This window comes from Orenia sp. (genome assembly GCF_055140805.1).
In genome coordinates this window covers 1-22,014 of record NZ_JBSQYM010000003.1, presented here as the reverse complement: position 1 = coordinate 22,014, position 22,014 = coordinate 1, and the positions used below count along the sequence as shown (strand labels likewise).

The 22,014-nt window shown below is 32.0% G+C and carries 14 protein-coding genes and 1 riboswitch; of the genes, 13 read left to right on the top strand and 1 reads right to left on the bottom strand.

What is annotated here, in order from left to right:
• The first annotated feature begins 13 nt into the window (after window positions 1-13).
• The 6 genes from ACTCDL_RS00560 (at window position 14) to ACTCDL_RS00535 (ending at window position 11,436) form a co-directional block, all read left to right on the top strand.
• Window positions 14-2,761, top strand: a complete 2,748-nt coding sequence (locus ACTCDL_RS00560) for an efflux RND transporter permease subunit (protein WP_463173270.1) — start codon at window positions 14-16, stop codon at window positions 2,759-2,761.
• 18 nt (window positions 2,762-2,779) lie between these two features.
• The gene (locus ACTCDL_RS00555) at window positions 2,780-3,589 is read left to right on the top strand and encodes an outer membrane lipoprotein-sorting protein (protein ID WP_463173269.1); all 810 of its coding nucleotides are present in this window, start codon (window positions 2,780-2,782) and stop codon (window positions 3,587-3,589) included.
• 72 nt (window positions 3,590-3,661) lie between these two features.
• Entirely contained in the window at window positions 3,662-5,050 is a 1,389-nt protein-coding gene (locus ACTCDL_RS00550) for a hypothetical protein (protein ID WP_463173268.1), read from the top strand.
• A gap of 456 nt (window positions 5,051-5,506) precedes the next feature.
• Window positions 5,507-7,342, top strand: coding sequence for a patatin-like phospholipase family protein (locus tag ACTCDL_RS00545; RefSeq protein ID WP_463173267.1), 1,836 nt, complete (start codon window positions 5,507-5,509; stop codon window positions 7,340-7,342).
• A gap of 204 nt (window positions 7,343-7,546) precedes the next feature.
• On the top strand, window positions 7,547-9,490 hold the full coding sequence (locus ACTCDL_RS00540) for an SLC13 family permease (protein WP_463173266.1): 1,944 nt from the start codon (window positions 7,547-7,549) through the stop codon (window positions 9,488-9,490).
• Window positions 9,491-9,774: 284 nt separating this feature from the next.
• On the top strand, window positions 9,775-11,436 hold the full coding sequence (locus ACTCDL_RS00535; protein ID WP_463173265.1) for a SulP family inorganic anion transporter: 1,662 nt from the start codon (window positions 9,775-9,777) through the stop codon (window positions 11,434-11,436).
• A gap of 339 nt (window positions 11,437-11,775) precedes the next feature.
• On the opposite strand, the gene ACTCDL_RS00530 is transcribed toward ACTCDL_RS00535, so the two are convergent.
• Window positions 11,776-12,609 carry a DegV family protein gene (locus tag ACTCDL_RS00530; protein ID WP_463173264.1) on the bottom strand — a complete coding sequence of 278 codons (834 nt, stop codon included), beginning with the start codon at window positions 12,607-12,609 and terminating at the stop codon, window positions 11,776-11,778.
• 538 nt (window positions 12,610-13,147) lie between these two features.
• Between ACTCDL_RS00530 and ACTCDL_RS00525 the strand changes: the two genes are divergently transcribed.
• From ACTCDL_RS00525 to codY, 7 genes are all read left to right on the top strand, one after another.
• The gene (locus ACTCDL_RS00525; RefSeq protein ID WP_463173263.1) at window positions 13,148-13,666 is read left to right on the top strand and encodes a hypothetical protein; all 519 of its coding nucleotides are present in this window, start codon (window positions 13,148-13,150) and stop codon (window positions 13,664-13,666) included.
• Window positions 13,667-13,856: 190 nt separating this feature from the next.
• Window positions 13,857-14,990: a DNA-processing protein DprA gene (dprA, locus tag ACTCDL_RS00520; protein ID WP_463173262.1), complete on the top strand. Its 1,134-nt coding sequence runs from the start codon at window positions 13,857-13,859 to the stop codon at window positions 14,988-14,990.
• A 622-nt stretch (window positions 14,991-15,612) separates the two neighbouring features.
• Window positions 15,613-16,137: a DUF494 family protein gene (locus ACTCDL_RS00515; protein WP_463173261.1), complete on the top strand. Its 525-nt coding sequence runs from the start codon at window positions 15,613-15,615 to the stop codon at window positions 16,135-16,137.
• Between the two features lie 22 nt (window positions 16,138-16,159).
• Window positions 16,160-18,241: a type I DNA topoisomerase gene (gene topA, locus ACTCDL_RS00510; RefSeq protein WP_463173259.1), complete on the top strand. Its 2,082-nt coding sequence runs from the start codon at window positions 16,160-16,162 to the stop codon at window positions 18,239-18,241.
• A gap of 152 nt (window positions 18,242-18,393) precedes the next feature.
• The gene (hslV, locus tag ACTCDL_RS00505; RefSeq protein ID WP_463173258.1) at window positions 18,394-18,921 is read left to right on the top strand and encodes an ATP-dependent protease subunit HslV; all 528 of its coding nucleotides are present in this window, start codon (window positions 18,394-18,396) and stop codon (window positions 18,919-18,921) included.
• 15 nt (window positions 18,922-18,936) lie between these two features.
• Window positions 18,937-20,322, top strand: a complete 1,386-nt coding sequence (gene hslU, locus ACTCDL_RS00500; protein WP_463173256.1) for an ATP-dependent protease ATPase subunit HslU — start codon at window positions 18,937-18,939, stop codon at window positions 20,320-20,322.
• Window positions 20,323-20,403: 81 nt separating this feature from the next.
• On the top strand, window positions 20,404-21,183 hold the full coding sequence (codY, locus tag ACTCDL_RS00495) for a GTP-sensing pleiotropic transcriptional regulator CodY (RefSeq protein ID WP_463173255.1): 780 nt from the start codon (window positions 20,404-20,406) through the stop codon (window positions 21,181-21,183).
• 265 nt (window positions 21,184-21,448) lie between these two features.
• Window positions 21,449-21,537, top strand: a riboswitch (cyclic di-GMP riboswitch).
• The last annotated feature ends 477 nt before the right edge of the window (window positions 21,538-22,014 follow it).

Genomic DNA, 22,014 nt, shown 5'->3' with positions numbered 1-22,014 from the left:
AAGGAGGGTTAAATTGAATAAAATTTTTAATCATTCCAAATTAATTATAGTGATAATCTTTATCTTAACAGCATTTTTTGCCTATCAACTTCCTGATTTAAAGATAAATAATGAGGTTGATATCTTCTTACCTAATGATCATCCATCAAGAGTTGCTAATCGGAAGATGGAGGATATTTATGGTGGTTCAGAGACAATGGTAATAGCTATTGATGCTAAAAAAAGCACTATCTTAGACCAAGAGAATATTAAGTTGATTAGTGAGCTAACAGAGAAGTTAGAAAATATTAAAGATGTCGATGATGTTAAGTCATTATCTAATGCTGATTATATAGATGGAACAGCAGAAGGGCTAGAAGTAGCACCTTTAGCCAAAGAAATTCCTAAAAACTCTCAGGAAATTTCAGAGATAAAAAGAAAGTTGATCTCTTGGGATATCTATAAGGGGAATCTTTATAGCAATGATTTCAAAGCAAGCCAAATTATGATTAAACTAAAGGCTGGAGTAGACATTAAGGCAAAAGAAGATGTCTATTTTAAGATTAAGGATATATTAAAAGGATATAAGCAGGATGATTTAAAGTTCTATATAGCAGGCTCTCCAGCAGTAACAGTATTATTAGGAGAGAATATGCAAAGTGATTTAAAGCGCTTGATTCCTTTTGTAATTTTGGTAGTACTTATATCATTATACCTTTCCTTTAGGAATTTAGGAGGAGTAGTATTACCAATTATGACAGTATTGATTAGTACTGTCTGGGCATTAGGGATTATGGCTATATTCGGGATTAATCTGACTATGGTATCTACAGTAATTCCTGTACTATTAATAGCAGTAGGAAGTGCCTATGGAATACATATTATCAGCCATTATTATGATGAAATTAGAAGTACTACAGGTGAATTAAGTCCACAGAAGAATAAGGAAATGGTCTTAGAAGTTGTTAAAAAGGTGGGTAAGCCAGTAGCCTTGGCAGGAATAACAACAATAGTTGGCTTTGCTTCGTTGGCGACAAGTCGGATAATGCCAATTAAACACTTTGGAATTTTTACAGCAATAGGTGTGGCTACAGCCTTGATAGTAGCAATTACTTTAATACCAGCAATCTTGATAGTAAGAAATAAAGAGTTAAAGTATCAAGAGAAAGAAGATGAGCAAGAAGATCTGTTAGACAGAATTTTAATGTTTTTATATCATTACTTTTCTAAAAGACGAATCAAAGTTCTAGCCTTTACCTTAGTTATAATTATACTCTCAATTATAGGTATGTCAAAGGTGGTTACTGATAGTATACTTGTGGAGATGTTTAAAAAGAAAACTGAGATTAGACAGGCTGATAAATTTGCTAATGACAATTTAAATGGTACAAATATTCTTAACGTGCTGATTGAAGGTAATCAGAGGGGAGCATTAACAGACCCTGATATCTTAAAGAAGATGGATCAGCTGGGAATTTATTTGAAAGATAACTTTACAGAGGTAGGCAAGGTAACCTCCTTTGCAGATTTTGTGAAAAGGATGAATAAGGTTATGCACTATCCAGCAGAAACATCTAGTCAAAAGGAGAAAACAACTGATAAACAGGATAGTAGCTTTGAAGAGAATACTAGTAGTTTTGGTCAGGAGACAACTAGTAACTTTGGAGAAGATAGCAGTAGTTTTAGTCAAGAGACGACAAGTAGTTTTGGAGAAGATAGTGATAGCTTTAGCCAAGAAACAACTAGTAACTTCGGAGAGGATAACTCTAATAGCTCTGTAAAGCAGAATAGTTCAGAGATGAAGATAAAGGGACCATCAACTGAAAAACTATCAGAAAAAGAACTGGCTCTATTATTTAATCAAGCTTTGCTTAAGGCTAAAGAGCTAAATTTGACAGCAGAAGAGTTTGTAGAATTAATCAATAAGAAGCTAAACTATCAAGGGGAAGCCTACAATGAAATTCCTTATGATTTAGATAAATATAACAAGAGTAGTAAAAAGCAACTTTCTAAATTAATTAATGGATATTTATTGATGTATTCAGGGAGCCTAGATGACTTAATTAATTATCAATTAGATCCCTCTAAAGCAAGGATGATGGTACAGATTAAAACTGCAAGCAATATTACAACTAAGGCTATTGAGAAGACAGTAGATCAATATGTTAAGAAGAACTTTCCAAAAGGTTATGAGGTAACAGTAGCTGGTACAGCTGATATGTCTTTAGCAGTCAATAATTTGATAGTATCTAGCCAGATTAGAAGTATTATTGTATCTCTGCTAATTGTATTTATTATTGTTGCACTCTCTTATAGATCATTTGTAGCTGGAATATTTGGTATTATACCTCTAGTAATCTCCTTGTTGGTCAATTTTGGATTGATGGGCTTTTTAGGAATTAAGCTGGATATAGGGACAGCAATGGTAGCCTCTATTGCTATTGGTATTGGAGTCGATTATACTATTCACTTTCTATCAACCTATGAAGATCAGAGAAGAGAGACTGATGATTTGGAGGTAGTAACTAAAAATACACTGCTTAGTTCAGGAAAGGCGATTGTTTTCAACGCAGTTTCAGTAGCTACAGGCTTTGCAGTACTATTATTCTCAAACTTCAACCCTTTAGTAAATTTAGGGCTATTAGTAAGTATTACAATGTTTAGCTCATCAGTGGCCTCAATGACTGTCTTGCCAATCTTGTTGAATCTTATTAAACCAAAATTTATCAGTAAAAATAGTAGGGTAGAGGGTAATGAGGCTTCTGCTACATTAAATCAATAAGTGGGAGGTAATTAAAAGATGAGAAGAAGAATATCAATCTTATTTTTAATTATAACTTTAACCTTTACTAGTCAGGCATTTGCTATGACTGGAAGAGATGTTATGGATAAAGCAAAGGATATTATTAATGATGGTGACAGTATGCATGCTTTAATGGGAATGGATTTGATAGATGATGATGGTGAGGTGCAAGCTCGTAAAATAGAAGTTTGGGGGATTACCTACAATCAGTCTAAGGACTTGTCAAAGGTGGTAATGGAATTTAGAACTCCTGCTTCTATTAAAGGGACAAGGTTCTTACAGGTTGAGAATGACGGTCGTGATGATGATAAATGGATTTATTTGCCTTCTCTAGGCAGGGTTAGAAGGATTTCATCATCTGAAGGTAGTAAATCCTTTGTGGGATCTGATTTTACCTATGATGATATGTCTAGTAGAGAAGTAGATGAGGATAACCATAAGATTTTAAGGGAAGAGAAATTAGGTGATTATGATTGTTATGTAGTTGAAAGTATTCCTAAGAATTCAGAGGATGCTCAATATGCCAAAAGAATCTCTTGGGTAACAAAAGAACATTTTGTACCTGTAAGGGTAGAAATGTATAGTAAAAAGACAGGTGACTTACAGAAGCTACTTACAGTAAAGCATAACATTAAGAAGATAGATGGTATCTGGACTGTGTTTGATGCACTTATGAAAGATATGGAGAGTGGACATTCCACTAAGTTATATATTATTAGGGGCAAATCAGGAGCACCATATATTGAATATAATAAGAAGATTAGCCCTGTAAGATTTACTAAAAGGTTCTTAAAGACAGGAAGATAAGAAGATTAATTAAGGAATAGAAGCTTAAAGGTGGAGTAATTACTCCACCTTTAATATAAAGGAGGTTAAATAATGAGAAGATTATTAACATTCTTGATTGCTTTTACTTTAATGTTCAGTTTATCTACAGCAAAGATCTGTGCTTTTGAAAGTGCCTTTGACCAAGATAGCTCTTCTGGTGACAGTGGTTTTGGAGATAATAAAACCTCTAGTCTTGAATTTTCAGGAAGCTTGGAATATAAAATTAGAAGTATCTTAGATAAAAAGTCAGATAGTGACTTAAGTTATCCTAGTAACTCTGAGAGTGAATTAGAGTTAGGATTAGATTATAGCAGAGATAATTCTGATCTAAAGGCTACACTAGCCTTTGATGATAATGGAGATGTAGCTTTAGATGAAGCCTTTATCCGATTATATTATGATAACTTTGATCTAGAGGCAGGTAAGATGAAGGTGGTCTGGGGTAAAGGTGATAAATTACATGTAGTAGATAATTTAAATGGAGAGGATTTAACTGATTTTATCAATCCTGAGTACTTAGATCGCCAAATAGCAGAGAAGATGGTCAAATTAAATTATTATTTGGGTACTGGAAAATTAGAAGCAGTTTATACACCAGAATTTACAGCAAACAAATTAGATAGAGAAGGAGATTGGGTGTTATCTAAGGTTAGCAAAATGAAAGAACTAAAGCCTATAGCTGTTAAGGAGTTTGGCTTAACAGCTGCCCTAGAAATAGAAGATAGCTTAGTAGGTGATGAGAGTAAAGAGCTTAAAGATGGTCAGTTGGCTTTAAGATATACCAACTCCAAAGGTGGATATGATTATGGTTTTTCAATCTATCAAGGTCGCTTGAAAAATCTTAGTATGGATAGAAGTGCTATAGCAAAATTAGAAAAAGGAGTCTATCGAGATTCCCAAGCATTTTTAAATGACCTTGATTTGCATTATGATAAGGTGACGGTATTGGGAGCTGAGTTCAGCTCAGTACTGTTTGGTATCAATTCTCGAGGAGAGTTAGCTTATTATTTAACAGATGATAGTGATGGGGATGACCCCACAGTTCATAATAATAAGCTGGCTTGGATTATTGGTGGAGATAGAGACCTTCCATTACATAATGTAAATGTTAATCTTCAAATGAAGAGTGAATTGATTTTAGACAAGGATAAGGTCGATGATAATCCAGCAGATATAGATTATAGTGAAGATTATTTTACAAATATGATGGTATTAAAGGTCTCTGATGATTTTAATAACCAGAGAATACTACCAGAAGTATCTTTAATGTATAATCTAGAAAGTCAAGACTATATTTTAGATAACCAATTAGAGTTTATTGTCAAAGATGATACCAGTATCAAGTTCAATTATAAATTATTTGAAGGTGATGGCGATACATTATTTGGTCAATTTGATGAAAATGATTATATCTCAATGGTAGTAAATTATGAATTTTAAAACTAGCAGATAAGCTCCTGTCAAAAGGCAGGGGCTTATTTTTTTCTCTTTAGTAGTCACATTTCCCTTTTAATGGAATAAAAATATACTATAGCGTTAAAATATTCTATAGTCATCCAACTTTAGTATTGTTATATAGAGATATTACGACACTTTCGTGTCTTAGTTGACAGTGCACAGTTGACGGTTGACAGTTAAGTTCAAACCTTTCAAAACCATGTTTTTAGTTCTTTAACTGTAAACTGTATACCATCAACTGTCAACTGATCTAAAAGTGTCGCAATATCCCTATTAAGTTTCACTTTAGAATTATATATAAAGTAGAATAATACTGATACGAATTTTATAAGAATATTTATAGACTATATAATTTATATCCATCTACTCTAAAAGTTATCTATTACAGAGCGAAATTGAGAGGTTTTTTGAATAGCTTAAAGGGGAGGTGTAATCATTATGGGGTTTAAAGTTATAAAGATAATAATCTTATCTATTATTATCTTTAATTTATTTATTGCCCAAGGTTTTGCAGATAGTGGGCTGACTTATATAAAAGAAGAAAATGATAGATATATTATAGAGGATTATCAAAGATTTAAGTCTATAGAGAGTCCAGCGGTAGGATTGGCTTTGACAGGGGGAGGGGCACCAGCATTATTTAATGTAGGTGTAATTAAAGCATTAGAAGAGGAAGGGATTCCAATTGACTTGATTGTTGGCAGTAGTATGGGCGCAATTGTAGGTACTATGTATGGAAGTGGGTTACCGATAACTGTAATTGAAGATATTTTAATGAAGGTTTCCTTTGAGGATATGTTAAAATTTAATTTTATTGCTTCTTCTTCTCTGCTAGATACAGCTAGAGTCAACAAGTTTATTGAAGAGATTGCTCTTGCAAATAATTTAGAAGATTTTGTAATCCCTACAGCATTGTTAAGTTTTGATTTAAGTAATGGAGATAAGTATTTGGCTACTACGGGTAGGATTTCTAAGGTGATACAAAGTTCTTATTCAATTCCCTTTTACTTTCCTATGTATAATTCAGGTGATAAGTTCTTAGTAGATGCAGGGATTGTAGAGATAAGTCCTGCTAAGTCTACTAAAGTATTAGGAGCAGATATAGTTATTGCTACTATTATTCCTGATAATTCATCATCTAAAGAGTATGATACTCCTGGTCGTTCTTTTTTCAGGTATATATCCTTGGTGCAAAAGAGATATAAAGAACAGATAATAGAAAACTATGCAGATATAGTAATAGAAGGTGATGTAGCTGAGTACTCCTTTATGGACTTTAAATCGCTAGAGGACTATATAGAGATTGGGTATAAGAGCACTAAAGCAGAGATTCCTAAGATAAAGAGGCTATTAAGAGATAAAAATATCTCCTTAAAAGAAAACAATGATAAAAGTTTGAATATCAATTATTCTAATAAGCTTAATGATGTTAAATATGATAGGCTCTTACTTGATAAGACTAACCTAGCTCCTATTTTTTATTATGGTAAAGACAATTCTTTCTTTAAACAAGAGTTAATCAAATCACCTTCACACCATCTACAATATGGTCTGAGATTTAATAAAGAACATTTAGGTATAAGTACTCTCTCTAGCACTGCTAATAATAAACAAGATGATGTTGAATTAAAAGTAAGATGGACAAAATTGACTGAAGATATTGATTTGCTAAGTAACTATAGATGGAGTGATAATCGAGATTATCTGTTGGGATTAGTCTATTATGATGATAAATATACTATTGGAGGAGGAAGAGGGTATCTAAATCAAAATAACTTTATATATCTAGATAATAATTATCAATTTAAGGGAGAGTCAATTTTATTAGAAGGAGAAAGTGACGTCTTATTTCCTGTTGAAGATAGTGAACCCAAGATATTGACATCTCACCAGATTAACTATCAATTAAATAGTTTTTGGACTTTAGAACCTCAGCTTGTCTTTAATAATACAGAGACGATGGAATCACCATTAATTTATCATGGAATAAAACCTAATCCCTTTGTTAAGTTGCAGTTATCATTGAACTTGGCTTATAACCATAAAAATGTTAACGAGATAGAATTTATTGATTTATTGAAATTAACTGATAGGCAGACATACTTATTTACTGACTATCAAAAAGATAGGAATTCATCACTAGCAATAGGGGTAGGAAGCAGAGCTAAGCTAGGATTTTTAGGTCTTAAGCCCTTAGATGTAGAAGGCTATTTAGCTTATGATAATCAGGATAAAGATTTTAATCTAGCTTTTAACCTTTATTATGATTTTTAGTTGAGAAGGTCAATAAAAGATATAGTAAATAGTAGGTGAGTTATTGTAACTTTAAGATGAAAGTTTAATAGGGAGATATTATGACAGTTTGGGTTTAAGGTTTAGGTTAAGTAATGTAGTTAAGTGCTTATAGTAGCTTGCATTTGAAATTGATATCTCCTATAATGAAAATAAGATTTAAATAACTATATTAGGGGGGATTACTTGAATAAGCTAAAAGATAATCCTAATATAAAGCAACCTTGGTCTACTTTATTTATATCTTTGATTATTTTTTGTTTAGCTCAACTATCAGAGCAGAATGCCTATGCTAAAGCAATAAATGATGTTCAGAGTAATATAATTTCTGGAATTAACAGTGGGATGCTTATAGTTAGTGCTTTAGTCTTGGTCTTTGTAGTCTTATCTTTATGGGAACCTTTACGCTTAGATATATTAGCTCTAAGCATTCCGGTGATCTTAATTGTATTTAAACCATGGACTAAGGTCACTACTACAGAGGTGTTATCTGGTTTTGCTAATAAAGCTACAATCACAGTTTTAGCAATGTTTATCTTAAGTGAGGGAGTTAAAAATAGTGGCTTAGTACAGATATTAGGTGATAAGATTGCCAAGCTAACAAATGGAGAGGAGAGTAAGCAGTTAGCAGTAATAATGGGATTATCAGGCGTAGTAGCTGGTATTATTAATAATACTCCAGTAGTTGCAACCTTTATTCCCATGGTTACAAATTTAGCACGTAAGACAAAGACCTCACCTTCTAAGCTATTAATTCCTTTATCTTATGCATCTATGATGGGAGGAATGATGACCTTACTTGGTACATCTACCAACTTGTTAGCTAGTGATATCTCTGCTCGCTTAATTGGACATCGCTTCTCTATGTTTGAATTCACTAAGCTGGGCTTGATAATATTAATAGTAGGTTTTTTATATCTATTTTTCATAGGAAGACATCTAATACCTAAAAGAATAGATACTGAAGATGATTTAATCACTGAATATCAGATGGAGGATTTTTTAACCCAAGTTGTTATTCAAGATGACTCGACACTTATTAATCAGAATATAGGAGAGACACTAGATAGACTTGATCTTGATATAAATGTAGTACAGATAGTTAGAGATAGTGAGAAGTTTATAGAGCCAATTAAGGAAAAAGACCTTAAAGCAGGGGATAACTTAATTATTCGTAGTAATCATGCTACTTTGCTAAAGATAATTAAAGCTGAAGGGTTGAAGCTATTACCAGAAGTTAAGGTGAATGATAAATACTTTGAAGAACCGATTAAAGGGCAAAAGTTATTAGAAGTTGTTGTTCCTCATGCGTCCTTTTTAGTTGGACAAACCCTTGAAGAGGTAAATTTTTTAGAAAGATATAACACTACTGTCTTAGCAATCAGAAGAGGTAGTAAGTTATCACATCAAAAGATGGGTGATTTAGTTATTGAACCTGGTGATGTCTTGTTATTAATAGCCAATGAAAATACTATAGATCGCTTACAGAAGAATAGTAACTTTATTATAACTAAAGAACTTGATACTGAAGATTATAATACCAATAAAATTCCAACGGTCTTAACAATTATTATCTCTGTAGTTTTATTAGCTGCTTTCAATATCTTGCCTATAGCTATTTCTGCTTTAGCGGGAGTAATTGCTATGGTTGCTACTAAGACTATCAATCAAAATAAGATCTATGAGGTGATAAATTGGGAGATTATCTTTTTATTGTCAGGATTAATTCCCTTAGGAATAGCCATAGAAAAGACTGGAACTGCCAGGTACATAGCTGATAAATTGTTGGTCTATTCAAACTTATTTCCACCTGTTATAACTTTGATCTTATTTTATCTACTCACATCAGTTTTAACAAATATTATTAGTAATAATGCTAGTGTAGTCTTGATGTTACCAGTAGCTGTAAATGCAGCAAATCAATTGGGTCTTAATCCCTTTTCTTTTGTCTTAGCAGTCACTTTTGCTGCTAGTACAGTCTTTATGACTCCATTAGGTTATCAGACTAATCTAATGGTATATGGTCCTGGTGGATATAAATTCAGAGATTATATGATCGTTGGTGCTCCATTACAGTTGTTATTAGCTATAGTTACATCATTGGGAATTGTTTTCTTTTGGGGAATATAGTTAAGATCAAAACATAATTTGAATCTGATATGCTAGTTAAATTTATATTTTAATAATATCTTTTTATGAGTATATTGGGACACTTCTTTTGAGTTGACAGTTGATAGTGTATAGTTGATAGTAAAAAGATTAAAGTCTTTATGTTTCAAGGTTTTGAATTTAACTATCCACTATCAACTTTACACTATACACTAAAGTAAAAAGTGTCGCACTTTCTCTATATTGTACAAGTTTCTTTATTAGCACAAGACGTAAATTTACGTTTAAAGGAGGAAGCATTATTGATGAAAGCATCTGGGTTTTGGGACAAGTATAAATTTAATACTTTAAAATATGATATTTCAGCAGGACTGTCAGTAGCAGCGATTGCCTTACCTCAAAATATGGCTTATGCTTTAATTGTTGGTGTTGATCCTATTTATGGGTTATATACATCTATAGTTTCTATGATAGTTGCTACTTTTGTTGGAAATTCTAACTATATGGTAGTTGGTCCTACCAATTTAATCTCTGTAGCTTTAGCCAGCGCTCTGACTAATGTTGGTTCAGGGAACTATTTTAATACTTTGCTACTGCTAACCTGCATGATTGGTCTGTTACAGATATTGTTAGGGGTTTTGCAATTAAGTAACCTCGTTAAATATGTTCCCCATTCTGTAATTGTAGGACTTACGACAGGAATTGCTTTGCTAATTGGGGTGGGGCAGATAGGTAATATTCTAGGCATAGAGATTGACTCGGGTTTTAATCTCTTTTCTAATATCTACAATATAATCAATGGTTTAGGGGGGGTTAATTATTATGCGTTAGGACTTGCTATTATATCTGGAACTATTATTATTCTTTCTCAAAGAATATCAGCTAAGATACCGGCTTATTTATTAGCAATCTTAATACCCATGTTAGTAGTATATACTTTCGATTTATCTACAAAAGTAGCGGTAGTAGATAACTTTTCTGCTTCTCTGCCTAGGTTTAATTTATTTAAATTTAATCTTGAGCAGATTGATCAGCTGTTTGCTTCAGCACTCTCCATTTCGATCTTAGGTTTTATTCAGGTCTTATCGATTACAAAATCTTTAGAAGATAGATCATCAGAGGAGGTAGAATTAAATAAAGAATTTATAGGGCAAGGTATTATTAATTTATGCTGTTCTTTCTTCAGTAGCTTTGCTATCTCAGGCTCTTTTACAAATTCCTTTAGCAATTATCAAGCAGGAGCTAAAACTAGATTATCTGAACTCTTTACAGCTTTAATAATTATTCTCTCTATTCTCTTATTAAGTCCAGTTATTAATTATGTTCCTGTGGCTAGTCTAGCTACGTTAGTGCTACTAGTTGCCTATTCTATGATAGATATTAGGGATATCAAGCAGGTGCTTAGTATAACAAGATTTGATATGATAGTATTCTTAGTTACCTTTTTAACTACAATATCTACTCCTCGTTTAGATTATGCTGTTTATTTTGGAGTATTAGTCTCTTTAACCTTGGTATTACGCCATACAGATAAGATTAATTTTACCTATATGAATTATCAGACAGATAGTAGATATCCCTTTTATCAGCATAACTCTAAAGAGTTAAATAAGAAGCAAGAGATATTAATTAATCTAGCAGGAAATTTGCATTTTAATTCAGCAAAAAATTTAAAGAATCAATTAAATGAAAGTTTTATTGAAGGTAGAACCTTTATCTTAAGAATGAGAGAGGTAGATGTTATTGATATAACATCTATGAAAGAGTTGGATAATTTTATTGAAAAAGTTTATAGAAATAATGGTGAAGTTTTATTAAGTGGCATCAGTCCAAAGTTATATGATCCTTTAAATAATTTTGGAATTATTGAGAAGATTGGTGAGGAGAATATATTTTTTGCTAATAAATATTACTTCTCTTCTACTAAAGAAGCAATGGAGAAGATAACTAATGGTGATAGAAATTAAAGCTATGTAAAACTTTCCCTATAGGTATGTGAATTCAAAATGAAACTTAACGGGGATATTGCGATACTTTAGTAATATACCCCCACCTAACCTCCCCTACGAGTTTTTAAAAGACCAAAAACTCTTCGTGGAATCTCAATTTTTAAATGTCCCCCTTAAAAGGGGAGGAACAAAAATAATTTAAAGTCCTCTCCTTATCAGGGAGAGGATTTAGGAGAGGGTGGTTTACTCACACTCACACTAATCACTCGTCACTGATTCCTAAAAGTGTCCCACTATCTTTATATAGCGTTATGATTAAGTTTTACTCTAGATTCACGAAACTATAGCTATACTTAATTAAAATGAGATGATTATTCCACCTTCATTAGCATAGACACTGCTTAAGCCACCAGTTGGCACTATAATAATATCTTTAAAGTTATATCTCTTTATGACTTCTGCTTTAAATTTTTCGGCTTTATCTAAAGCATTACAATGGGCAATACCAAGAATTTTATCTTCAAGGTTCTCTCCATATTTTTCAATAATATCAACTAACTTTCTAAAGGCACGTTTAGACCCTCTAGCTTTATCAAAGAGACTTATTTCACCATCTTTCTCACCTAAAATTGGTTTGATTGATAAAAGTGAGGCCAATTTGCCTTTAATTTTATTCATTCTACCAGATTTGATAAGATTATCTAAAGATTCAAGTAAGAAGAAGGTCTTCATCTGTTGGATATAACTATTGACTCTATCTATAATTTCTATTTCCTTTAATCCTTGTTCTGCTAATTCATTTACCTTTAAGCTGACTAAAGCTTCACCGATTGAAGCACTACAAGAATCGAAGACATGGATGAATTTATCCTCAACCTCTGTTAAGAAGATATCTTTAGCTAAGAGAGCATTGTTATAGGTGCTACTTAGTTTAGAGGTTAAAGTCACTACAAAGATACTCTCTTTACCTTGATAAGCCTCTATAAAGGAATGGGGTGAAGGACTAGCTGTTTTAGGGCTGTTCTTACTATTTTTCATCATTTCAAGTAGATTTTGAAGGTTTAAATTTTGGTTATCCTTATATTCAACATTATCTAATTGGATAGTTAGGGGAACTGATTCTGTATTTATTTTCTCCGTCAACTCTTGATTGAAATCACAACCACTGTCTACAACAATTTTTATATTCATTACTTAACTCCTTTTTTAATTCTTTATTATCATTATACAATACTTATAGTTTTTATATCAAATTATTAATTATAGATGTCCAAGTCTAAAATGAACCTTAATGGAGATATTACGACAATTTAGTAATATACCCCCACCTAACCTCCCCCTTAAAAAGGGAGGAACACAAAGAAGTTAAAGTTTTCTCCTTATCAGGGAGAGGATTTAGGAGAGGGTGGTTTACTCACACTCATAGCTCACACTCGACACAAAGTGTCCCACTATCTCTAAATTGTATCAGTTGTTTAAACAATACAAGGTGTTATTATATTATTATGATTTTAAAATTAGCTAATAAATTTCTCTAATAGAAAAGGAGAAGGATTCTTTTTATCGTATTAAAAGAGTAAGAGTAGTTTTTTTATTGTATTATCGCAAATATTCTACCTAGAATCAATAAAATCTATGTAGATGTAGTTTAGATTTCACATTTAGAGCTGATTTGAATAAAGATAAATTAATGGAATATAATTTGAACTATTAAGGAAGGAGATATCTAATGCTTAATTCTGCCAAGATTAAGATTGTATTCCCCAATGGGGAGATAATTAAATGTGATGATTTGATTGCTTTGATCCGTAATTATAATAGTTTTAATGAATTTCAACAGGTATTTGTAGGTGATTGGAGTTTAGATGATATAATAGATAACAGATTGTTTTTGAGTCAATTATTTGAAAATCAAATTAAAGATAATCTTTCTGGTGAAGATAAGGTTCTTTTTGATAGTATTCTCACTAAACAAGAAGAAGCACAACGTGACATGAGAAATAAGTTATCCTTTAAAGAGAGGGAGCTTTATGATGTTTTATTTCCAGAGAATAAATTATTCATATCAGGTAAGGGTGATGAGGAGATAGATGAAGATGGTTTGTTAGACTTCTTTGAAGAGTTATTAGATGATTTGGAAAATGAAGAAACTTATCAAAAGCAAGTTAAATCTCATTCTCAAACAAAGCTAAATTTTACAGATAACATAATAGACTTAGAAGAGTATAGAAAAAAGAAGTCTTACTAAGTAAGACTTCTTTTTTCTATAAAATAAATCTAAGTTAATTTAAAGGACTAAAAAGGATATTTTTTATTTAATGTATAAAAATGTAATGTGATTGGGATAATAACCTACTGTTTAATTTTGAAACTCTAAATAGACAAATAATAAATATTTATTATCTAAAAAGTAAGTTAAACAAGTAGGAGGGAAGAAGATGGAAGATAAGCTTTACTGGGTTTGGTTAAATAAGATTAGAGGGTTAGGTCCTATCAAGGTTAAGAATTTATTGGACTATTTTGCTAATGCTAAAGGTATTTGGGAAGCTAATATAGAAGAAATAACTGCTGTTAGAGGAATTGGAACTTCTTTAGGAAAGAGAATTATTACTTCAAAGGAGAAGTTTGATTTTGAAAAGGAGTACATAACTTTAAATAAATTTGGAGTTAAGGTTGTAACTTTGGCAGATAAATGTTATCCTAAATTATTAAAGGAGATATATGATTCTCCTCCCATATTATATTATAAAGGTGATTTATCTAAGATTAACAGACCATCACTATCGATTGTTGGTTCTAGAAAGTATACTACTTATGGCAAGGCGATAGCTAATAAGCTCAGCAAGAGGTTGGCTGAGTTAGGAATGAATATTGTTAGCGGGATGGCTAGAGGAATAGATACTTTTGCCCATCAAGGTGCTTTAGAAGCTGGTATAACTTATGCAGTTTTGGGATCAGGTATTGATCATATTTATCCTCCTGAAAATGCCACTCTTGCCAAACAAATAGGTGAAGAAGGAGCTGTTATTAGTTCATTTCCGTTAGGTACTAGGCCCTTTGCTAAAAACTTCCCTGTTAGAAATAGGATAATCAGTGGTCTGACACTAGGAACTGTTGTGGTAGAGGCTACCAAAAAAAGTGGATCACTGATTACTGCTGAAATGGCTTTAGAACAAGGTAGAGAGGTCTTTTCTATCCCAGGAGATATCACAAGAGAACAGAGTAAAGGGACTAATAAGCTGATCAAATCTGGAGCAAAATTGGTACAGAATATAGATGATATTTTAGAGGAACTCTCCTTATCAGCAAGTATGAAAACCTCTTATGAAGAATGTGGTGTGAATTTACAGAAGGGGAATGAGTTAGAAAGTAGAAAGAATAAATTGATGGATGAATTAAGTGAAAAGCAGGAAATAGTATATAGGAGATTATCTTATAGCCCTCAACAGTTTGAATATTTATTAAATACCCTTTCCTTAAATTCAGCACAGTTAAATACAGTTTTATTAGAATTAGAGCTTAAAGGGCTGATAGAGCAGTTACCTGGTAAGAGATTTAGATTAGCTAATTAGCAACTTAGTTATTGTATTAAAATTATTATTTATAGATTTGTGAATCTAGAATAAAATTTAACCATAATGCTATATAGAGATAATGGGACACTTTGTGTCGAGTGTGAGCTATGAGTGTAAGTGTGTGTAAAACTTCTTTTTATTGGGGTTCACTCACACTCACACACCCACTCACGCTAATTTTAAAAGTGTCGCAATATCCCCATTAAGTTTCATTTTGAATTCACATACCTATAGAACAATTTAGAATAGATTAGATTTTTATGTATTAATATTATGAAATTTTTGAAATTAATTCTATTCTAGATATCTTTACATAATTATATTAATAGTGGAGTAGATGATAATATTATAAAAGATCTCGTTTAGCTAGTTAATTTGTATTTAGTAGATAATGGTTACAATATGGTGATGCTAGCTATATTCAAAGGTTGATTATTAGAAGGTATAGTATAATTTATACTTTTATATTTATATCTATTCTCTAAATATAAATTTCTATAAATGTTATAATAAGAAGCAGGGTTATTAGGAGTTTATCTTAATTAACAGTTATAGGAGATTATTTGTTTTTACATAAAAGAAGAACTATTAAAGGCAAGGAAAGGAGGAAGTATGGTAAATGAATTTACCATACACATACATAAATATGAATCAGAATATATTTGAAATAATTAGTCAACTAGTAAGAAGATTATTATATGATGGAGATATTGTTAGAGATGAAGAGAGCTTAATTAATTCTTTGAGGGATGAAGGATATGACTTAGATGAGATTAACCAAGCTTTTGAATTTATATTTTCTTCTTCGGAAATAATAGATTTACCAGAAAAAGAACAGAAAAGAACTAAAGTTAAGGTAAATAGGTTTAGACAAAGAGTACTTGATTTTAGAGAGAGGTTTAAGTTTAGTCTAAAGGTACAAGGGATTATTATTAAGCTAAATACTTTAAATTTAATCAAAGAAGATGAACTAGAAAGAATAATAGCTAGATCCTTAGTAGAGCAGACTAGAGTTATTGATATTACAGAATTTTGGGACATATTAGAAGAGGTAATTGATAATGATTTGAGGCTACTTGCTATTACCAATCAAATTAGTGAATTTCAAGAGATAATTGATACAAAGGATAAATATTTAAATTAATCTAAGCTATGGAGGTGTTAAGATGCCTAAATCCAAGAAAAAGAAAAAATTAGTAATTGTAGAATCGCCAGCTAAAGCCAAGACAATCAGTAAGTTTTTAGGGCGAGGGTTTGAAGTAGAAGCCTCAATGGGACATGTAATAGATTTACCCAAAAGTCAATTGGGTGTGGATACTGAAAATGACTTTAAACCTAAATATATTACTATTAGAGGTAAAGGAAAGACTCTACAAAACTTGAGAAAGAAAGCTAAAAAAGCAGAAGATGTATTGTTGGCAACAGACCCCGATCGTGAAGGAGAAGCTATTTCTTGGCATTTAGCTCATGCTTTAAAGATAGATGAGAAGAGTGAATGTAGAATAGAGTTTAATGAGATCACTAAAGGGGCAATACAGAAAGCATTAAAAGAGGTTCGTTCTATTGATTTAGATAGAGTAAATGCTCAGCAAGCAAGAAGAATTTTAGATAGATTGGTCGGCTATAAGTTAAGTCCATTATTATGGCAGAAGGTTAGAAAGGGTTTGAGTGCTGGGCGAGTCCAATCTGTAGCAGTTAAGATTATCTGTGATAGAGAAGAAGAGATTGATAAATTCGAAGCAGAAGAATATTGGACAATAGATACCAAAGTAAAAGCAGGGGGCAGTGAAGAGTTTGATGCTAAGTTACATAGGATCGATAATAAGAAATTTAGAATAGCTAATCAAGAGCAGGCAGATAAGATTGCTCAAAATTTAAAAGAAGAAGAGCTGAAGATTGCTAAGATTGAAGAGAAGAAAAGAAGACGTTATCCATCTCCACCCTTTACTACAAGTACTTTACAACAACAAGCTGCTAATAAGATTAACTTTACAACTAAGAAGACTATGTATGTAGCACAACAATTATATGAAGGTTTAGAATTAGGTGCTGATGGAACTGTAGGTTTAATTACCTATATGAGAACTGATTCTACAAGAATTTCAGATGAAGCTAAAGGGCAGTTAAGAGATTTTATTAAAGGTGAGTATGGTGATAAGTATCTCTCTAAAAAAGCTAAGAGTTATAAAGCCAAATCAGGCTCTCAAGATGCTCATGAGGCAATTAGACCTACTTCGGTACATAGAACACCAGATAAGGTGAAAGATTACTTAAATAAGGAACAATATAAATTATATAGATTAATCTGGGAACGCTTTGTAGCAAGTCAGATGAGTCCAGCTGTCTATAAGACTTTGACTGTGGATATTAGAGGAGGAAGATATTCTTTATTGGCTAAAGGGTCAATAGAGTTATTTGCTGGATTTTTAAAGGTGGATAGCAGTAAACAAAGTACTAAGGATGAGCTATTACCAGAGTTGAAAGAAGGAGAAGCAATTAACTTACTCAAAGTTATTCCTGAACAGCACTTTACTCAACCACCAGCACGTTATACAGAGGCGAAGCTAGTAAAGGTTTTAGAGAAGAAGGGAATTGGGCGTCCAAGTACTTATGCGACCATTGTCGGAACTATTCAAAACCGTGGTTATGTTGAGAAGCAAAGTGGAAAATTTATAGCAACAGATTTAGGAAAGATAGTTAATGAGCTATTATCAAAGCATTTTCCACAGGTTACTGATATAGAGTTTACAGCTAAATTAGAAAGTGATTTAGATGAGATTGAATCAGGTAAGGTTGATTGGGTTAAGTTATTAAATGATTTATATTTTCCTTTTGAGCACAGGCTTGAAGAGGCTTATGAGAATATGGAAAGTGTTTCAATGGAAGAAGAGACAGATGAAGTCTGTGAAAAATGTGGAAAGAATATGGTCATTAAATATGGTCGCTATGGTAAGTTTTTGGCTTGTCCAGGATATCCAGATTGTAAGAACACTAAGCCTTTCTTGAATAAAGTAGGAATAGATTGTCCAGAATGTGGTGATGGAGAGGTAGTAAAGCGTAAGAGCAAGAAGGGCAGGGTCTTTTATGGTTGTAGTAATTATCCCGATTGTGAATTTATAAGTTGGGATGAGCCTGTTGAAGAAGAGTGTCCTGAGTGTGAAAATAATTTCTTATTAAGAAAAAGTACTAAAAAAGAAACTAAGTTATACTGTAGCAATGAAGATTGTGGATATGAAAAGATTGTATGAAGAGTGAAGAGTGAAGAGTGAAGAGTGAAGAGTGAAGAGTGAAGAGTGAAGAGTGAAGAGTGAAGAGTGAAGAGGTTTTGATAATGATTATTGTTTCACTGGTTACTCGTTACTGATTACCCGTCACTGTACTTAATAAAGGGGTGAAAAATATGTTTGAAGCAACTACTGTAATAGCTGTAAAGAAAGATGATACAGTGGCTATAGCTGGCGATGGTCAGGTTACTATGCAACATACTGTTATGAAGCATGGAGCTAGAAAGGTTAGAAAGATCTATAATGGGAAGGTATTGGCTGGATTTGCAGGGGCAGCAGCTGATGCATTTACCCTGTTTGAGAAGTTTGAGATGAAGCTAGAAGAGTATCGTGGTAATTTACAAAGAGCAGCGGTAGAACTGGCTAAAGAGTGGAGAACTGATAAGATGTTAAGAAAGTTAGAGGCTTTATTAATCGTTGCCAATAAAGAATCTTTACTCGTTATTTCAGGAACTGGAGATGTGATTGAGCCTGATGATGGTGTGACAGCTATTGGTTCAGGAGGTTCCTATGCTTTAGCTGCTGCTAGAGCTTTGATAGAATATTCTGATCTAAATCCTGCAGAAATTGCAGAGAAGTCTTTGAAGATAGCTGCAGATATCTGTATTTATACCAATGATAATATTACTGTAATGGAGATTTAATAGGGAGGTTATAAAATGGAAGAGTTAACTCCTCAGGAGATAGTTAAGAGCTTAGATAAATATATTATTGGACAAGGTAATGCCAAAAAATCAGTTGCTGTTGCAATTAGAAATAGGTATAGAAGGAAGAAATTACCTGATGAATTAAAAGATGAGGTTGTACCAAAAAATATCCTAATGATGGGACCAACAGGTGTTGGAAAAACTGAGATAGCTAGAAGATTAGCTAAATTGGTTCAAGCACCTTTCATTAAAGTTGAAGTAACTAAATTTACTGAGGTTGGTTATGTTGGTCGTGATGTAGAATCTATGATTAGAGATTTATTACAGATTGCTATTAGAATGATAAAAAAAGAGAAGATGGAGCGAGTTGAAGACAAAGCAATTAAACTTGCAGAAGATAGAATTATAGATTTACTCTTACCAAGACCTAAGAAGAAAGGAAACAACCCTTTTGGTGCATTATTTGGAGAAACAGCAGAAGAAGATGATAATTCTAATGATGAAAGAGAAGAACGTTTTGAAAGACAACGTAGTAAGTTATACCATCAGCTTAAGTTAGGAGAATTAGATGATAGAATTGTAGAGATTGAGGTAGAAGATACTCCTTCTCAGATGGTTGAAATCTTCTCTGGAGCTGGTGTAGAAGAGATGGGTGTTAACTTCCAAGATATCTTTGGAGGAATGTTTCCAACTCAAAAGAAGAAGCGTAAAGTGAGTATTGAAGAAGCTAAAGTTATTTTAAAAGAAGAAGAGGCACAGAAATTAATTGATATGGATGAAGTTAGTAGAGAAGCTATTAAAAGGGTAGAAGAGTCAGGGATTATCTTTTTAGATGAAATTGATAAGATAGCAGGGCATAATACATCTTCTAATACAGATGTTTCTAGAGGTGGGGTACAACGGGATATCTTGCCTATTGTAGAAGGTTCTACTGTAATGACCAAATATGGACCAGTAAGAACAGATCACATATTATTTATCTCTGCTGGTGCTTTTCATGTAGCTAGCCCTACAGATTTAATTCCAGAATTACAAGGGAGATTCCCAATTAGAGTAGAATTAAATAGTTTATCAAAAGAGGACTTTAAGGAGATATTAATCAAACCACAGAATGCATTGATTAAACAATATAAAGCTTTACTTAAGACTGAAGATGTAGAGATAATCTTTACGGAGGATGCTATTGATGAATTGGCAGAGATAGCTTTTAGAGTTAATGAGCAGACAGAGAATATAGGTGCTAGAAGATTACATACTATTATAGAGAAATTATTAGAAGAATTATCTTTTAAAGCTCCAGAGATAGAAGATAAGAAGGTTGTTATAGATAAGGGCTATGTTAAGGATAAACTGGATAATATAGTTGAAGACAAAGATTTGAGTAAATATATACTATAATTATTTGAAATAAAAGTATGATTTGTGTATAATTTGATTAACTCCAATGTAAAATCGGTGAGGGTTAAGGGGGAAAAGTCTATGGAAGAGTTACTAAATAAGACCCGTAAGATAAATAGGTTAATTCAAAGATCTGCTGGTCATCCTGTTAACTTTGAAGAGATGTCTCATGTTTTAAGTGAGACTATTGAGGCTAATGTGTACATAGTAGATGAAAATGGAAAATTGTTAGGGTATACTTTGATTGATGCTTTTGAATGTGATTTGATGTTTGAGGAGGTTATTAGCTCAGAACAGTTCCCTAGAAGTTATAATGATTGGCTATTGGGTATCTATCATACTCGTTCTAATTATGAACAACAAGAGGGACTATGTGTATTTAAAGATAAAGAAGAATGTATTTTTAAACATAAGCTCACAACAGTTGTTCCTATTAATGGTGGAGGAGAAAGATTAGGTACTTTGATAGCTGCTAGATTTGGTAAAGAGTTTGATTCCAATGATTTATTATTAGCTGAGTATGGAGCTACTGTAGTTGGAATGGAGATATTAAGGTTAAGAAGTGAGAAGATGGAAGAAGAAGCTCGGAAAAAAGCAGCAGTAGATATAGCTTTACAGACCCTATCATATTCTGAATTAGAAGCTGTTGAGCATATCTTTGAAGAATTAGATGGGACAGAAGGTTTGTTAGTTGCAAGTAAGATTGCAGATAGAGTAGGTATTACTCGTTCTGTTATAGTTAATGCTTTAAGGAAATTTGAAAGTGCTGGTGTAATAGAATCAAAATCCTTAGGGATGAAGGGAACATATATTAAAATTTTAAATGATCGCCTAATTGAGGGTCTAGATAAATTCAAGTAAAGTCTTTACTCAAAGAGATAAAGAGAAAGTATAAGAATATTCTTATACTTTCTCTTTATGTTGAATAAATTAACTTTTAAATCTTTGTTAATAAAGTATTTTTACATATATTATTCAAAATATTTATTAATATTTAAAGAGATATTGTAGTATAAAGACATAACTAGTATAATAGATTAAGATATCTTAAACATTTAAGTTATAGCATATTTAAAAATATTATACTTAAGATATACCAAATGAATAATCATTAATAATTAATTTTTTTTGAAAAGGGCACACTTATTGAAAGGTAAGGTCGCAAAACTGAGGGTCTAAGGTATAATCTTATACTATGATTGCCAGATTACCAAAAGAGGTTAGGGGTGTATAATTCTATGCTATTCCTTTCATGATTTTGAGGAATAGCTTTTTTTAACTTGAATTTATAATTTAAACAGCAGATGTTTTTATCTAAATTATTTATTCTAAATATATAGATATTTTTTAGGTAATATGTTCTAGGCTAATATAATTTTTGTTTTCCTTGGATTAATATTTAAACTTTATAACAAAGTACTAGTTTAATGAAGTTTATTAGGTTTGACAATTTATAATGATACCTATAAAATTAAAGAGTGAAATATTATACTTTAAAGTAAGTAAATTTAATAGTAGGTTAGTTGTACGATAGGAGCTATCCTATGTAAGTTATTTTTATATATTAAATTAGGTTTTAGTTTAAAAATTATTTATAGATCTCCAAGTCTAAAATGTAATTTAAAAATTTTAAAATCATTTTCAGACCTCACTCTAACTCTCTCCTACCTTAGGAGAGAGGACTAAAGCATC

Excerpts from the sequence above, each read along its gene's own strand:
- ACTCDL_RS00555 (WP_463173269.1), top strand. The coding sequence starts at position 2,780 with ATGAGAAGAAGAATATCAATCTTATTTTTAATTATAACTTTAACCTTT.
- ACTCDL_RS00550 (WP_463173268.1), top strand. The coding sequence starts at position 3,662 with ATGAGAAGATTATTAACATTCTTGATTGCTTTTACTTTAATGTTCAGT.
- ACTCDL_RS00545 (WP_463173267.1), top strand. The coding sequence starts at position 5,507 with ATGGGGTTTAAAGTTATAAAGATAATAATCTTATCTATTATTATCTTT.
- ACTCDL_RS00535 (WP_463173265.1), top strand. The coding sequence starts at position 9,775 with ATGAAAGCATCTGGGTTTTGGGACAAGTATAAATTTAATACTTTAAAA.
- ACTCDL_RS00530 (WP_463173264.1), bottom strand. The coding sequence starts at position 12,609 with ATGAATATAAAAATTGTTGTAGACAGTGGTTGTGATTTCAATCAAGAG.
- ACTCDL_RS00525 (WP_463173263.1), top strand. The coding sequence starts at position 13,148 with ATGCTTAATTCTGCCAAGATTAAGATTGTATTCCCCAATGGGGAGATA.
- dprA (WP_463173262.1), top strand. The coding sequence starts at position 13,857 with ATGGAAGATAAGCTTTACTGGGTTTGGTTAAATAAGATTAGAGGGTTA.
- ACTCDL_RS00515 (WP_463173261.1), top strand. The coding sequence starts at position 15,613 with ATGAATTTACCATACACATACATAAATATGAATCAGAATATATTTGAA.
- topA (WP_463173259.1), top strand. The coding sequence starts at position 16,160 with ATGCCTAAATCCAAGAAAAAGAAAAAATTAGTAATTGTAGAATCGCCA.
- hslV (WP_463173258.1), top strand. The coding sequence starts at position 18,394 with ATGTTTGAAGCAACTACTGTAATAGCTGTAAAGAAAGATGATACAGTG.
- hslU (WP_463173256.1), top strand. The coding sequence starts at position 18,937 with ATGGAAGAGTTAACTCCTCAGGAGATAGTTAAGAGCTTAGATAAATAT.
- codY (WP_463173255.1), top strand. The coding sequence starts at position 20,404 with ATGGAAGAGTTACTAAATAAGACCCGTAAGATAAATAGGTTAATTCAA.